The organism is Pseudomonas baetica (assembly GCF_051216495.1).
Lineage (GTDB): Bacteria > Pseudomonadota > Gammaproteobacteria > Pseudomonadales > Pseudomonadaceae > Aquipseudomonas > Aquipseudomonas baetica_B.
The window spans coordinates 33,308-46,775 of the sequence record NZ_JBPKAM010000006.1 but is presented as its reverse complement, the minus strand read 5'-3'; the positions used below and the strand labels follow the sequence as shown (position 1 = coordinate 46,775).

The 13,468-nt window shown below is 58.7% G+C and carries 14 protein-coding genes and 1 tRNA gene; 14 read left to right on the top strand and 1 reads right to left on the bottom strand.

Annotation, left to right across the window (positions count from 1 at the left end):
• The first annotated feature begins 10 nt into the window (after positions 1-10).
• Complete coding sequence (gene ychF / locus ACSFE6_RS04365) at positions 11-1,111, top strand: redox-regulated ATPase YchF (RefSeq protein WP_435426433.1); 1,101 nt, start codon at positions 11-13, stop codon at positions 1,109-1,111.
• A gap of 70 nt (positions 1,112-1,181) precedes the next feature.
• Here the strand turns inward: ychF and ACSFE6_RS04360 are convergent, their stop codons facing one another.
• Complete coding sequence (locus ACSFE6_RS04360) at positions 1,182-2,399, bottom strand: MFS transporter (RefSeq protein ID WP_435426432.1); 1,218 nt, start codon at positions 2,397-2,399, stop codon at positions 1,182-1,184.
• A gap of 45 nt (positions 2,400-2,444) precedes the next feature.
• On the opposite strand from ACSFE6_RS04360, the gene ACSFE6_RS04355 reads away from it, so the two are divergent.
• The 13 genes from ACSFE6_RS04355 to ACSFE6_RS04295 all read left to right on the top strand — a co-directional run bounded on the left by ACSFE6_RS04355 (position 2,445) and on the right by ACSFE6_RS04295 (position 13,223).
• Positions 2,445-4,790, top strand: a complete 2,346-nt coding sequence (locus ACSFE6_RS04355) for a methyl-accepting chemotaxis protein (RefSeq protein WP_435426431.1) — start codon at positions 2,445-2,447, stop codon at positions 4,788-4,790.
• Positions 4,791-4,906: 116 nt separating this feature from the next.
• Positions 4,907-4,983 (top strand) — tRNA-Met (locus tag ACSFE6_RS04350).
• Positions 4,984-5,152: 169 nt separating this feature from the next.
• Positions 5,153-6,394, top strand: a complete 1,242-nt coding sequence (locus ACSFE6_RS04345; protein ID WP_435426430.1) for a tyrosine-type recombinase/integrase — start codon at positions 5,153-5,155, stop codon at positions 6,392-6,394.
• A gap of 170 nt (positions 6,395-6,564) precedes the next feature.
• Positions 6,565-7,485 (top strand): hypothetical protein, encoded by a 921-nt coding sequence (locus tag ACSFE6_RS04340; RefSeq protein WP_435426429.1) that lies wholly within the window; start codon positions 6,565-6,567, stop codon positions 7,483-7,485.
• A 95-nt stretch (positions 7,486-7,580) separates the two neighbouring features.
• Positions 7,581-7,850, top strand: coding sequence for a helix-turn-helix transcriptional regulator (locus tag ACSFE6_RS04335; RefSeq protein ID WP_435426428.1), 270 nt, complete (start codon positions 7,581-7,583; stop codon positions 7,848-7,850).
• On the top strand, positions 7,851-8,153 hold the full coding sequence (locus ACSFE6_RS04330; protein ID WP_435426427.1) for a helix-turn-helix domain-containing protein: 303 nt from the start codon (positions 7,851-7,853) through the stop codon (positions 8,151-8,153).
• Positions 8,154-8,628: 475 nt separating this feature from the next.
• The gene (locus ACSFE6_RS04325; protein WP_435426426.1) at positions 8,629-8,889 is read left to right on the top strand and encodes a hypothetical protein; all 261 of its coding nucleotides are present in this window, start codon (positions 8,629-8,631) and stop codon (positions 8,887-8,889) included.
• Complete coding sequence (locus tag ACSFE6_RS04320; RefSeq protein WP_435426425.1) at positions 8,886-9,104, top strand: hypothetical protein; 219 nt, start codon at positions 8,886-8,888, stop codon at positions 9,102-9,104. The genes ACSFE6_RS04325 and ACSFE6_RS04320 overlap by 4 nt, the downstream gene beginning before the upstream one ends.
• On the top strand, positions 9,101-9,625 hold the full coding sequence (locus tag ACSFE6_RS04315) for a hypothetical protein (protein WP_435426424.1): 525 nt from the start codon (positions 9,101-9,103) through the stop codon (positions 9,623-9,625). Before ACSFE6_RS04320 ends, ACSFE6_RS04315 begins: the two co-directional genes overlap by 4 nt.
• A gap of 20 nt (positions 9,626-9,645) precedes the next feature.
• Positions 9,646-9,921 carry a hypothetical protein gene (locus ACSFE6_RS04310; protein WP_435426423.1) on the top strand — a complete coding sequence of 92 codons (276 nt, stop codon included), beginning with the start codon at positions 9,646-9,648 and terminating at the stop codon, positions 9,919-9,921.
• Positions 9,914-10,795, top strand: a complete 882-nt coding sequence (locus ACSFE6_RS04305) for a toprim domain-containing protein (RefSeq protein ID WP_435426422.1) — start codon at positions 9,914-9,916, stop codon at positions 10,793-10,795. Before ACSFE6_RS04310 ends, ACSFE6_RS04305 begins: the two co-directional genes overlap by 8 nt.
• Positions 10,782-12,584, top strand: a complete 1,803-nt coding sequence (locus tag ACSFE6_RS04300; protein WP_435426421.1) for a DUF927 domain-containing protein — start codon at positions 10,782-10,784, stop codon at positions 12,582-12,584. Before ACSFE6_RS04305 ends, ACSFE6_RS04300 begins: the two co-directional genes overlap by 14 nt.
• A 462-nt stretch (positions 12,585-13,046) precedes the next feature.
• On the top strand, positions 13,047-13,223 hold the full coding sequence (locus ACSFE6_RS04295) for a hypothetical protein (RefSeq protein ID WP_435426420.1): 177 nt from the start codon (positions 13,047-13,049) through the stop codon (positions 13,221-13,223).
• Positions 13,224-13,468 lie beyond the last annotated feature (245 nt).

Below are 13,468 nucleotides of genomic sequence, written 5' to 3'. Positions count from 1 at the left end.
GGGAAACACCATGGGATTCAATTGCGGCATCGTCGGCCTGCCTAACGTCGGCAAGTCCACCCTGTTCAACGCCCTGACCAAATCCGGTATCGCGGCCGAGAACTTCCCCTTCTGCACCATCGAACCCAACAGCGGTATCGTGCCGATGCCGGATTCGCGCCTGGATGCCCTGGCAGCCATCGTCAATCCAAAGCGCATCCTGCCGACCACCATGGAATTCGTCGACATCGCCGGTCTGGTTGCCGGTGCGTCGAAAGGTGAAGGCCTGGGCAACAAGTTTCTGGCCAACATCCGCGAAACCGATGCCATCGCCCACGTGGTCCGCTGCTTCGAAGACGAGAATGTGATTCACGTCTCCAACAGTGTCGACCCGAAACGCGACATCGAAATCATCGATCTGGAGCTGATCTTCGCCGACCTCGACAGCTGCGAAAAGCAACTGCAGAAAGTCGCGCGCAATGCCAAGGGCGGTGACAAGGATGCCGTGGTCCAGAAAGGCCTGCTGGAGCAATTGATCGCTCACTTCACCGAAGGCAAGCCGGCGCGCAGCCTGATGAAGAACATGAGCACCGAAGACAAACTGGTGATCAAGGGCTTCCACCTGCTGACCACCAAGCCGGTCATGTACATCGCCAACGTGGCGGAAGACGGCTTCGAAAACAACCCGCACCTTGACGTGGTCCTGGCCATCGCTGAAGAAGAAGGCGCAGTGGTTGTACCGGTCTGCAACAAGATCGAAGCGGAAATCGCCGAGCTCGATGACGGCGAAGAGAAAGACATGTTCCTCGAAGCCCTGGGCCTCGAAGAGCCTGGCCTGAACCGCGTGATTCGCGCCGGCTACGAAATGCTGCACTTGCAGACCTACTTCACTGCCGGTGTCGAAGAAGTCCGCGCCTGGACCGTCCGCGTCGGTGCCACCGCACCACAAGCCGCTGGCGTGATTCACACCGACTTCGAAAAAGGCTTCATCCGTGCCGAAGTAATCGCCTACAACGACTTCATCCAGTTCAAAGGTGAAGCCGGTGCCAAGGAAGCCGGTAAATGGCGCCTGGAAGGCAAGGACTACATCGTAAAAGACGGCGACGTGATGCACTTCCGCTTCAACGTATAAATCACCGTCCCAAGAAAAAGCCGCGTTTGATACGCGGCTTTTTTGTGCCTGAAATTCCTGTAGGAGCCCATTACGCCTTTTTGGTTCGCGGCAAAAAGATCGCCAACACCCCCAGCAACGGCAGGAACGAACACAGAAAGTAAACGTACTCGATGCCGTGAATATCGGCCAAATGCCCCAGCAGTGCAGCCCCGATCCCGCCGAAGCCGAACATCAGGCCGAAGAACACCCCGGCGATCATCCCGACATTGCCCGGCACCAGCTCCTGGGCATACACCACGATGGCCGAGAACGCCGAGGCCAGAATGAAGCCGATCACAACGCTGAGAACGCTTGTCCAGAACAGGTCCACGTGCGGCAGGATCAGGGTGAACGGAGCGACGCCGAGGATCGAGAACCAGATCACCGCCTTACGCCCGATCCTGTCGCCAATCGGTCCGCCAAAGAAGGTCCCCGCCGCTACCGCCCCAAGGAACAGGAATAGATGCAACTGTGAACTGGCCACCGACAGGTCGAATTTCTCGATCAGGTAAAAGGTGAAGTAACTGGTGAGGCTGGCCATGTAGAAGTACTTGGAAAACACCAGCAGCCCAAGCACCACCAGCGCACTGATCACCCGCCTCCTGGACAAGCCATGCGTCGCAGCCTGGCCTTGCTTGAGCTTGAACAGGTTCAAGTGGTTGGCGTACCAGCGGCTGATTCGATAGAGCACAAACAATGCAAAAACAGCAAACAGCCCGAACCAGGCCACATGCCCTTGACCAAAGGGAATGATGATCGCCGCTGCCAGCAACGGCCCCAACGCCGAGCCCGCATTACCGCCGACCTGGAAGGTCGACTGCGCCAGCCCGAAACGCCCGCCCGAGGCCAACCGCGCGATGCGGGAAGCCTCCGGGTGGAAGGTCGATGAACCGATGCCGATCAGTGCTGCCGCCAGGAGAATGAGCGGAAAACTGCCGACTACCGACATCATTACAATCCCGATCAAAGTGCAGACCGTACCCGTCGGCAACAGCCACGGTTTCGGATGCCGGTCAGTGTGATAACCGACCCATGGTTGCAGCAACGAGGCCGTCAGCTGAAAGGTCAAGGTGATCAGGCCGACCTGGGTAAACGTCAGGCCATAGCTGGCCTTGAGCATCGGATAAATCGATGGAAGCACCGACTGAATCAAGTCGTTGATTAAATGCGCCAGCGCCACTGCACCGATGATGCGCATGACCAGCGGACTGCTTTGCGAAGAAGCGGACGCTGACGCAGGGGCGGACTGAACGTTGCTGATAGCCATGAAAAATTCCGGACAACAGGTAGATGCACACAGGCAGGTGCGTCAATGTGCCATTTTTCGGAGCACAAGCGCCATCCCCTTAGCCTGCTAACGACTTCGTTTTTCATTGACGGAAAAGTGATAGCTCATGGCCATGGTCTGAATCTTGCCTTGCTTATCCGCTTGAACGCGGCCTCCTTACAAAGGAGACCGAGAATGGGAAGTTTCGCCACAGAGTCGGCCTACAGAGCTGGCAAAGGTGAACTTTCGAGGCCTTTTAAAGGGGCACAAGTCCGGGTCGCAAGCACTCAGACGCACGCCATCGGTGCGTGGTGTCCAAAGGAGTCATGGGGCATGCAGGCTTTTTTATCACCGGGGATCGGACTGCTGGGGCGTTTCGGCTTTGCACGCAAATTCCAGTTATTGTTTCTGTTGTTTATCCTGCCGCTGGCCGGCAGCCTGTGGATGATCGGTCAAGACTATCGCGACAAGCTGAACCTGATCTCCGGAGAACGTGCCGGGGTTCGACAACTGCTTGCCCTCGATGCACTCGATAATCTGCTGGCCGCACAACGTGATCGCGCCGCACGATGGCGCGCGACCGAAACCAATCGCCAACCAACACCTGCCACCCTCGCATCCATGGCCGCGTTCGATGCCGTGCAGCCCGCCGTCGCGCAGGCCGCTTCGGATCTGCATGACTCGCTGCAAAAAGAAGGCGCCGAGGGCGAAACCCTGGTCCGTTACCAGACACTGCAAAGTGCCCTCAACGGCCTGGACTCCAAGAGCTTGAGCAGCGTCGGCTGGTGGCCGGACGGCTATGATCGCTTCACCAGCGCCTTGAGTGCCTTGCAAGCCTTGCGCGAACAAATCGCCATGGATAACCGCCTGACACTGGCACCTTGGCTGGAAACCTATCTGCTGACGCAGATTTCCACTCAGCACGCACCAGACCTGATCGAACGGGTCGGTCGTCTGGCCAGTGTCGGCCAGGCCTCGGTCGTATCCGGACAATTCACGCTGCAAAGTCGCCTGCAACTTCGCGACTTGCGCAGCCGCATCGGCGATGCCCGTGAGCAGTTGGTGAAAACCGCCGGCCTGCTCGAAGCCCGACTGCCCAACGCCTTGCAAGTTTGGGCCGGTCAGTACCATGACAGTCTCAAGCACCTCGATGAAGGCCTGAAAGTCCTCGATGACGGTGTATTCGGTGGCAGCATCAACCTCAAGCCGGAAGACTTCGAGCGCAGTCTGGACGCCCTGCTCACCGACCTCGCGGCGCTGCGTCAACAATCGTTGGTATCGCTGGATCAACGCCTGGATTACTACCACGGCTCGGCGATTCGCCAATTCATCGTCGTCGCGAGCATCTTCGGTTGCCTGCTGCTGGCCGCGCTGTATCTGTTCATCTGTTTGCAGGCGTCGATCCGTCGCGGCGCCAGCGGCATCACCCTGTTGGCCGAAGCCCTGCGCGACGGCAATCTGAGCCTGCAGGCACCGGTACAGGGCCGGGACGAATTGGCGGCTATCAGCACTGCCCTCAATGTCGCCGTCCTGCAACTGCGCACCAGCCTGCTGGGTGTCGATCACGAAACCCTGCAATTGAGCAATGCAGTGCAAACCCTCAATCATCACTCCAGCGACGCCCTTGGCGAAGTGGAAGCACAGCAACAGCAAATCAGTCAGATCGCTGCAGCGGCCACGCAACTGGCCGCCACCTCCCAAGGGGTGGCCGAGAGCTGTGAACGGGCCACTGGCAGCGCCCAGCACACCCAGCGCATTGCCGCCGACAGCAGCCGTGACAGCCAGCGCACGACGGCGAGTATTCAGCAGCTCAATCAGCGCTTGAACGACACGGCTGCTGCCCTGGGCAGGGTTAGTGAGCAAGGGCAGCAGATTCAACTGGTGGTCGATACCATTCGTGGCGTTGCCGAGCAAACCAATCTGCTGGCGCTCAATGCCGCGATCGAAGCTGCACGGGCGGGCGAACAGGGTCGCGGATTTGCGGTGGTGGCCGATGAGGTGCGCAGCCTGTCACAACGCACCCAGTCATCGACCGCCCAGATCGCCGGGACGGTCGATAGCCTGCGCAACACAGTGAACGAAGCGGTCAGCCTGATGGAGGTCGCCTGCGGCCAAGCACAATCCGATGCGCAATCGGTCACCGGCCTGGGTGAGCGCCTGGAGGAAATTGCCACTGCCGTGCAGGGCGTCACCGATACCCTGGCGCAGATCGCCACGGCGGTCGACGAACAGGCGAGCACCGCCGACGAAGTCAGCGGCAACATCCAGCAAGTCGATCAGGCCGCGGTTCGCTTGCTCGAAGGCGCGCGGGCCGTGAACCTGGCAGCCGACACCTTAAGCCAGGGCAGCAAGGCCTTGAGTGCCAATACCGGCAGGTTTCAGCTCAATTGATACCCTCCCTTGAGCCGTTTTTTCGGCTCAGGAGGATAAGCGGTTGAAAGTGTAGAGAAATATTTTAGATTTACGCTTGACGCATCTGCATTACCGGTGAATAATGCGCGCCACTTGGCTACATAGCTCAGTTGGTTAGAGCATAGCATTCATAATGCTGGGGTCCGGGGTTCAAGTCCCTGTGTAGCCACCAAGTGCCGATTTACAGATGTCTCAGGATGTCTATAAATCAAAACAAGAAGCCCGCCTAGTGCGGGCTTTCTTGTTTCTGGCTGTCCCTCCTTGTATCCCCCTATACCTTCCCTCCGTGTATCCCACTGTGTATCCTCGACAAATAATTGAACCGAAGGGATACAGGTCAGATGAAGCGTTCAGAGATCAAGCGCCGCCCCCTCTCCGATACCGCATTGGCCGGGCTAGAGCCTGACGCCAAGGAGTATCGCGAGCTCGACGGGAACAGCCTTTATTTCCGCGTGAAAACTGACGGTCAGAAGTCCTGGCAGCTCCGGTACAAGAAGCCTGACGGAAAATGGTCATGGCTCGGGCTGGGTGGTTATCCCGATGTGAGCGGGTCGGTGGCCAGGCAGAAAGCTGCCGAGCTGCGCGCCGACGCTGCTGATGGAAAGAACCCGATAATTACCAAGCAGGCTCGCAAGAAAGCGGAAAGGAACACTGCCGCCGAAACATTCGAGCCGCTGGCAAGAGAGTGGTACACCTCACGGCTCAACAACTGGGACGCAGGCACGTCGAAACGAATCATGGGCGCCTTCGAGCGTCATGTTTTCCCCGTGTTCGGTAAGCGCCCCTATGCCGACATCACCCCACTCGAATGGATGGAATTTCTTCGAGGGATGGAGCAGCAGGGAATCCTCGAGCAGATGAGCCGGGTTCGCTCGTACTGCAGAGACGTCTACGACCTGGCCAGAGTGACCGGCCGTGCAACTCACAACCCGCTTGAAGGCCTTCAAAAATATCTCCAGTCAGGTAAGGCAGAGAATTACGCCCACGTGTCGCCGGAGGAACTGCCGGGCCTGATACGCGCCATCGCAGCTTACCCCCATGCCCACGACGTGCGCCTGGGTCTGCGACTGCTGAGCCTCTTCGCCGTGCGACCCAGTGAGTTACGCGAGGCCCGATGGTCTGAGTTCGACTTCACCAAGAAAATTTGGACGATTCCCGTCGAGCGAAAAGGGCGGAAGAAAGGACTTGAGCACCTGGTACCGCTTTCGACTCAAGCGATCGAGGCCCTGGAGGAGCTGCGCAAGTACACCGGCAGCTATTCCCTCCTCTTTCCAGGTCGCAGTGACCACACCAAGCCACGGAGTGACACCGTGTTTCTGATGGCACTCCGCCGGATGGGATACGAAGGCCGGCAAACCGGACATGGCTTTCGGCATATCGCGTCGACAGTGCTCAATGAAAACGGATTCGACGAGAACCATGTCGAGGCCCAGCTCTCGCATAAGAAACCTGGCGTCGCTGGCATCTACAACAAGGCCCAGTATCTGCCGCAGCGCACGTCGATGATGCAATGGTATGCGAACTATCTCGACGGACTGGCCGGAGGCGTAATTGTGCAAGGCGACTTCGGAAAGAGGGCCTGAACCGGGCCTTCCACGGTTCTCGTAGACGCATATAGACTGAAATCCATCGTTGTTCGAACACGCGGTATTCGGACAGACAGTGCGTTTTGGCCAACCTAGCTCGACGGAGCGAAAAGCGGGCACTCATCCGCCTGGTTGGTCAACCTTTTGAGTAATGCCGGAGGGCATTGATGGTGAGTAACCAGCCAACAGCAGATCAGTTTAATTTCTTAGCCAAAGCCGGTCCTTTGTTCCGAGACAAATTATTGAGACGGCTCCGGGATAGGTTCTTGCAGTTTGAAGACACCACCCCTACAGAGGCGGAGATCGTTGAGCTTGTTAGCTTCACCGTGTGCTCACTCAAAGAAGAGAGCGAGGCAGCATTAGGAGAGGAAGGTAATCGTTGCTTGGATTGGCTGGTCAGTGAGCCGGCATTTGCTCTCGCATCCAAAACTCTAGGCTATGAAAGCTTCAGCATTGAAGAATGGAGAGAGTTCTTTGACATGGAGATTCGGCGCAGCGTCAGGAACAAAAATTTCTCAGCATCTAAAGCATTCGGGTTTGCATCAAAAAGCAGCCAGTACCTCAGAAATGTTTCTAGCATTGCAAAAGCGCTGAGCGGATACCTTTCTGGGGCTCGCCACAGGGAAGTGTTGGATGGACCTGCCACGATCCAAAGAATGAAAGAGCTTCTCCTTGAATTTGAGCAATTGGTAGAAGTCGATTGGATGCCGGAAAACCTCAAGGAAAGCTTGAGGTACAAAATAAGCGTGCGCAGCGCAATTAGACTGCTAGACGAGCCAGATGTACTGGAGAGCCCGGTCAGCAGGCGAAATGATGCAGATTTGCCGACAAGATTGCTGGCGTCTGAGCTACTGCGAATCAACTATGAGTATCAGCGCTCATTCCATAAAAAAGCAGTGTTTCATCTGATGGGCCTATCTTTCATTGAAAGACCTTTAGAGATGAGAACGATAGAACGCCTGGCAAAAAACGAAATGGATGCCCTCCGGGAGTATGTGGCGAAACGGATCGCCGACAAAAGAGGCCTCGATTTTGACTATGTTCTGACGACACTAAAGACGAACAAAAGCCTCAGCTTGCCGGACTAAAACCTCCAGTGAAATGAGAGCGCTTTGTCGTGCTCAAGCGCTCTCGAAATTGCGAATCTGTCTCCCGTCATCTACAGCAATAACGGGAACGCGCCATGCAAAACGTTCACACCCCGCACCAAGGCTCAGCGTCTTCTGCGCAGGGCTTCGACCCATCCTTCACCATAATCCGCATGCCGGATCTTGAAGCGATCACAGGCCTCGCCCGCCCCACCGTGTACAAGCGCCTCAAAGACGACCCAACTTTTCCTCGACCTGTCCCGCTAAGCGATAGCAAATCGCGTGGTGCGCCCGTTGGCTGGATTTTGGCCGAGGTGCTTGTCTGGGTTCGCCAGCGCATCGCACTTCGTGGGGAGGCTGCGTAAATGACAGACAAAAAAATGGCCGACCAACAGGCCAGCCACGAAAACTCTCACGTCAAGAATACCAGCGGAAACGCACAACGTGCTCGTCTTTTGGAGCGCCTGAAAGCCGGTCCGATTGACACCTTCACCGCCGTTCGCGAGTTGAACATCGTTCGCCCTGGTGCTCGCATCAACGAGCTGCGCGCGCTTGGCCACAAGATCCTCACCCACCGCATGACGCTGACGGACGATCAAGGTCGGACGCACTCAGGCATGGCGCTGTACTACCTCAGCACTAACCCGCCTGCCGGGGTACCCGTATGACGTCTATGCTCATGACCAGCGATAGCCGGTCGAAAACTCCGCTTGCGGTGATGTGGCGTCGGCGTTATGGTTCAAGGGTCGCGGTAAATCCCGTGACCGACCTTGGCCGGTCGACTATCGTTAGGCGCACAAGCGCCCACCATCCGATTGCTGGCGCTTTTTTTGCGTCCGCACAATCGTTTTATGGCGGCTGTGCGTGGGACACCTTCGGGTGTGCCGGGTGCCTAACGTCCCGGTCGGCCAACCCGCGTACAGCTGCCACCCATCTTCGCTTGGCCGCGAAAAGTGGCAGCTCCTCAACGTTAGGAGCTACACCCATGAAACACGCCCTCATTCCGTCCGCAATCCGCGCTTTTGCTCACCGCCGCATGGCCCTGAGCGCTCTCCGCGCAAACCTACCCCTCTCCTCCCGCCTCGCCCGTTACAACTCCAACATGGCCATCGCCCGCACTCTGGAAGCCATTGGAGGTGTGCAATGAACACCAAGGCCAAAGCATCCAGCTACAAAGAGATCGCGGACGAAGCGTCTTACCAGGTTGCCTGTGACCGAGAGTTTACCGAGTGGATGTACGCTCTCATGACAGCAGTCCGCGACGACCTCAAGCACTCATCGGGAGCTAATTCTGCAGCGCTGTCCAACCTCGGGGTGTACCTCTCCGAAAGCCACTTGGCCGACTCAAAACGCGCCCTCGAACAGTTCACCAATAGTCTGCAGAATCTCGGGGGTGCCGTATGAACGCCCCGATCCTCATGCCCAACGACTCCCCAGCCGATGACCTGAGCGACGTGCAGGACATCCTCGTTCTACTGAGCCTCGCACTTGCCCTCATCGCCTCGCCCACCACGCCAATAATCGTCGCGCGCGTCACTGCCGTCATGGCGCAGCACACGGCTATGGCTTGGGCAGAGCTACTCGGCGATCTGATCGCCGCGCAAGGAGGTGCACAATGAGCCGCCTGCTTTCGACTTCGGTAAACGCCGAACGGGAACACGCATCTCAGTGGTGGAGTGCCCTCAATCACTTGCGCCTTTCCAACGAGTTGCCGGAGTGGGTTCGCGCCCAAGGCATCGGTAGCGATTCCGACTATCAGGAGTCTTTGCTCGAGAGAAGCATCGTCAACCAGGCCCTGTTTGGCGTCGACGAGATCCAACCGGGAGACGACCTCGAGCCATGCGCCTATGAGCGTCAGAGTCTCATTGATCTGATGGAGTTGGAGCGCACTCGCTCCCTGACCTGGTGGACCATGCTCAGCGAAATGCGGGCGCGTAGACAGCTACCGGATTGGGTTGTGACTAATCGCATTGGGAACGGCCCGGATCATGAACGGTGGTCTGACAAAGCGGGCCTGGTCAACCAGATGCTGTTCGGACAATCAAACGTTCGCCACTTGGCGACGCTGCTTCGGTTGCCTAAGGGACCACGCCCCGATTCTCGCCAGCGCACAGCGTCGGTGACTCCCGTGAATTGCTGATTCGATAAGGGTTTAAGCACATGAAAATTCAAAATGGCGCACAAGCGCCAACGGTATCGGCTTGCCCGAATAAAGCCACTGAGCTGTTCTATGTGACCCACCCGAAAGCGCTGAAGGCGTTGCTTGGCCCGTTCCTGACGGAGTCTGACGCCGAGTGCGGGCGCGTAGTTATGCGTAGCGCTGATGCTCAAGTGACGGCCTGTCTCGTTGAATCCATCGACGACATTACGCACTGGCACGCCGTGAATAATGGCCGGGTTTGCCGGGTCTTCGCTGGGAGCGCCAGTCATGGATGACGCAGCGATCCTATTCCGTGATGCGCTCCAGGCCGTCTACGGCTCACTCGACTGGCTCCCCATAGCTGATAGTGCTATCCACCGGTTCCGCGTTCCAGACGACAAGCCCGGCACCCGCAACGGCTGGTATGTCCTGTACCTAGACGGAATCGCCTCTGGGGCGTTTGGCAGCTGGAAAGCTGGCGATGCCAGCACCTGGTGTAGTCGTGAGCCAGTGGACGCCCGGGAGGCCGCGCAGATCCGCGAGCGAATTGATCAGGCACGGCGACAGCGCGAAGCCGAGCAACTCCGGCGCCAGCAGCAGGCAGCCGAGCTGGCCGACCGCTGGTGGCGCAACGCGCGACGCGCCTCGCCCGATCATCCCTATCTCGCCGCCAAGGGAGTTCGCCCCCACAGCCTGCGCCAGCGCGGCACTGATCTACTCGTCCCGCTATACCTCGATGGCCGCTTGGTCAATCTGCAGCGTATCGCTCCAGACGGCGCCAAGCGCTTCTTGCCCGGTGGCCGCGTGAAAGGCACGTATTCGCCGCTAGGCATCATCGAGCCCGCTTCCGTGCTCTGCATATGCGAAGGGTGGGCGACAGGCGCCAGCCTCCACCAACACGGCGGATATGTCGTCGCCGCTGCCATGAACGCGGGCAACCTAATCCCAGCGGCAATGGGTCTTCGCTCGCGCTACCCGGACCAGCCATTTGTTATTGCGGGAGACGATGACCGACTCACCGACGGCAACCCGGGGCGCACTGCAGCGAATGCAGCCGCGGCGGCAGTGGGTGCCCAAGTGGCTTTCCCTGGGTGGCCAGACGATGCGCCTGATGACCTCACCGACTTCAACGACCTCGCAAACTGGAAGCTCGCCAATGGCCAAGCCTGATACCAACGTAATCAACCTTCGGCCAGAAGCCGCGACGATCGCCCCTGCTCGTCCTTGCTGGGCGGTGTACGAGCACTGGGTGACCAACGAGAACGGTCGCAAGCTGCGCCCAGGCGTATACCGGCACAGCTTCAAGCGCACCGCGGCCGATCAGGATGACGCGGAGAACGACGCCGCCGACCAGCCGATCACTGATGAGTGGATCTCCACCCCTGTCACAGTTGTAGCGCGCACCACCAACAGTGACGATGGTAGTGAGGGGCGACTGCTTCGCCTAGTCACCGAGGGCGGGATCAAGGAATGGATCATCGCCATGGAAGTGTTCGGCGGTAGCGGCGAGGACGCCCGACGCGCTCTGTTCGGTATGGGCGTCATCATCGCACTGAAGAAGCGCGGCACGTTCATGGAGTACCTGCTCGACCAGCACCCCGCCGAAGTGTTTGCTACCACCTGCCGACCAGGCTGGCATGATTCTGGCGCGTTCGTGCTGCCCGGGCGAACGATCGGCAGTGCCAATGTGCGGTACCAGGCCAGCAACAAGGCGCAGGTGCTATTCAGTCAGCGCGGCGAGTTGGCGCAGTGGCAGTCGCAGGTGGCCGCCAAGTGCGCGGGTAATCCGGTACTGACCCTGGCGATCGGTTGCTCTCTGGCCGGCCCGCTACTGAGTTTGGTCGGCGTACTGGGGGGCGGCGTTCACCTGGTGGGCGACAGTTCAAGCGGCAAGTCGCTGGCGCAACTTATCGGCTCGTCGGTTTGGGGTGACCCGGGCGTGTTCGCGGCAAGTTGGGACATGACCAAGGGCGGACTGGAGATCGAGGCGTCGAGCCGGAACGACACCATCTTGCCGCTGGACGAGATCAAACGCGCCGACCCTAAACGGGTGCAGGAAATGGCCTACTCCCTCGCCAACGGCCAGGGAAAGGGCACCATGACCCGAGAGCGCGAAGCCCGGGGAAAACTGAGCTGGCGCCTGCTGACGCTCTCCAGCGGCGAACGGTCCCTCTCTGAGCACGCAGCCATTTCCGGTAATGCCGCCCACGCAGGTGCCGAACTTCGCATGGTCGACGTAAACGCTGGCACCCGCACGCACCGGGCCTTCGATGAGCTACACGGACTTGAGGGAGCGGATTTTCACCGCCAGCTCACCGTTGCTGTAGGCGCCCACCATGGTCACCTTGGGCCTGCCTTTGTGGAGCACCTGGTCGCCGCCGATGACAAGCCCGGCCTGCTCAGCGACTTTGACAGAATCCGTGCACAGTTCGTCGAGGACAACGCCCAGGCCGGGCGCGTTGCCGATCGGTTCGCCGTGATCGCGCTGGCGGGCGAGATGGCCATCGCTTATGGCTTGCTTCCATGGGAGCCCGGTACCGCCCTCGCCGATTGCCGTTTGCTTTATGGAGAATGGCTCTCCCGTGTTGGTGGGGGTAACGCCGAGGACCGCCAGATCCTGGCAGGCATCATCGACTTCATCGACAAGCACGGCAGCAGCCGGTTCTCCGATGTCGACGCCACGGAGGTGGACGCCAAGGTGTTCAACCGCGCCGGCTATTGGGAGCTGGTGGCGGGCAAACGGCTCTACTTGTTCAACAAGTCCGCACTCACCGAAGCCGCTCACGGGTTCGGCCTAACTCGCGTGATCAAGGCGCTAGAGGTTGGCGGGGCCCTGGCCAAGCGAGACACCGACCGGGATAGCCGCAAGACCAAAAAGTACCGCATCCCCGCCGGTGGTTCCGCGCGCCTGTACGTTATCGATCCCGAAGCCATGGACAGCGAAGGAAGCGGCGCATGAGCACTATCGACATCAAGTGCGAATGCCCGAGTTCATAGGAACCTACAAACGTGGGGAACAGGGGGAACGGGGGAACAGCCAGTAAAACCGTGGGCTGTAGCCGTTCCCCCTATTTGAATGTATGGGGAACAGGGGGAACACAAACATGTTTTTGAATATAGAACCTCAAGCATTTCTGAGCATTTGGTTATCACTGTTCCCCACAAAAAACCTTGGGGAACGGAATCCCCCTCTGAAAGCCCCGGAAACACTGGACGTTCCCACTGTTCCCCCGTTCCCCCGTTTTTTTTCTACAGACACATTTGGGCATTGGAGCAGATCAGGCGGGCTTACCGTATGAGCCTGCTTTCCTCGCTGCTTGATCACATGCCACCACCCATTGCGTCGGAGCCACCAGGAAGGCGCACACCAACGCTGACGCGAGTTCGTAGTACTGGATATGCACCCGCTACATCACCCCACATGACTGCCGCTACAGCCACACCTGAGTGGCGTCATGCCCGGGACCAATACCTGAACCACATCATGGTGTGTAGAGCCTGTTATGCGCCGACATCGCGTTACTGCCTGGCTGGTGTCGACCTGCGCGCCAGCTACGAAAAAACCACGATGGAGCAGCCTCAAAAGCCGGACGAGTGACAAGCCAAACCACTGTACAAACGTACAGATAAGGCCTAATCTGACCAAATCTGGCCTTATTAGGTTATAACCTTACGTCGGAGAATTAAGATGAGCGCAAGTTCCAAGTTCCGAGGTCACCAGACCAAGCCAACCCGCGCAGAGATCAGCGCCGCTTATGAGCGCCTGCGCATCGCAGCTAACTCTGGAAGCGTACAAGCGAACGCCGCACTGATCGCCTTGGCGGAACGTCGTCCTCTGCTTCC

What these genes read in the sequence shown, in the direction of transcription:
- ACSFE6_RS04310 (WP_435426423.1), top strand. Translation starts at nt 9,646, where the DNA reads ATGAAAATTCAAAATGGCGCACAAGCGCCAACGGTATCGGCTTGCCCG.
- ACSFE6_RS04360 (WP_435426432.1), bottom strand. Translation starts at nt 2,399, where the DNA reads ATGGCTATCAGCAACGTTCAGTCCGCCCCTGCGTCAGCGTCCGCTTCT.
- ACSFE6_RS04325 (WP_435426426.1), top strand. Translation starts at nt 8,629, where the DNA reads ATGAACACCAAGGCCAAAGCATCCAGCTACAAAGAGATCGCGGACGAA.
- ACSFE6_RS04305 (WP_435426422.1), top strand. Translation starts at nt 9,914, where the DNA reads ATGGATGACGCAGCGATCCTATTCCGTGATGCGCTCCAGGCCGTCTAC.
- ACSFE6_RS04330 (WP_435426427.1), top strand. Translation starts at nt 7,851, where the DNA reads ATGACAGACAAAAAAATGGCCGACCAACAGGCCAGCCACGAAAACTCT.
- ACSFE6_RS04295 (WP_435426420.1), top strand. Translation starts at nt 13,047, where the DNA reads ATGACTGCCGCTACAGCCACACCTGAGTGGCGTCATGCCCGGGACCAA.
- ACSFE6_RS04315 (WP_435426424.1), top strand. Translation starts at nt 9,101, where the DNA reads ATGAGCCGCCTGCTTTCGACTTCGGTAAACGCCGAACGGGAACACGCA.
- ACSFE6_RS04335 (WP_435426428.1), top strand. Translation starts at nt 7,581, where the DNA reads ATGCAAAACGTTCACACCCCGCACCAAGGCTCAGCGTCTTCTGCGCAG.
- ACSFE6_RS04320 (WP_435426425.1), top strand. Translation starts at nt 8,886, where the DNA reads ATGAACGCCCCGATCCTCATGCCCAACGACTCCCCAGCCGATGACCTG.
- ychF (WP_435426433.1), top strand. Translation starts at nt 11, where the DNA reads ATGGGATTCAATTGCGGCATCGTCGGCCTGCCTAACGTCGGCAAGTCC.
- ACSFE6_RS04355 (WP_435426431.1), top strand. Translation starts at nt 2,445, where the DNA reads ATGTGCCATTTTTCGGAGCACAAGCGCCATCCCCTTAGCCTGCTAACG.
- ACSFE6_RS04300 (WP_435426421.1), top strand. Translation starts at nt 10,782, where the DNA reads ATGGCCAAGCCTGATACCAACGTAATCAACCTTCGGCCAGAAGCCGCG.
- ACSFE6_RS04345 (WP_435426430.1), top strand. Translation starts at nt 5,153, where the DNA reads ATGAAGCGTTCAGAGATCAAGCGCCGCCCCCTCTCCGATACCGCATTG.
- ACSFE6_RS04340 (WP_435426429.1), top strand. Translation starts at nt 6,565, where the DNA reads ATGGTGAGTAACCAGCCAACAGCAGATCAGTTTAATTTCTTAGCCAAA.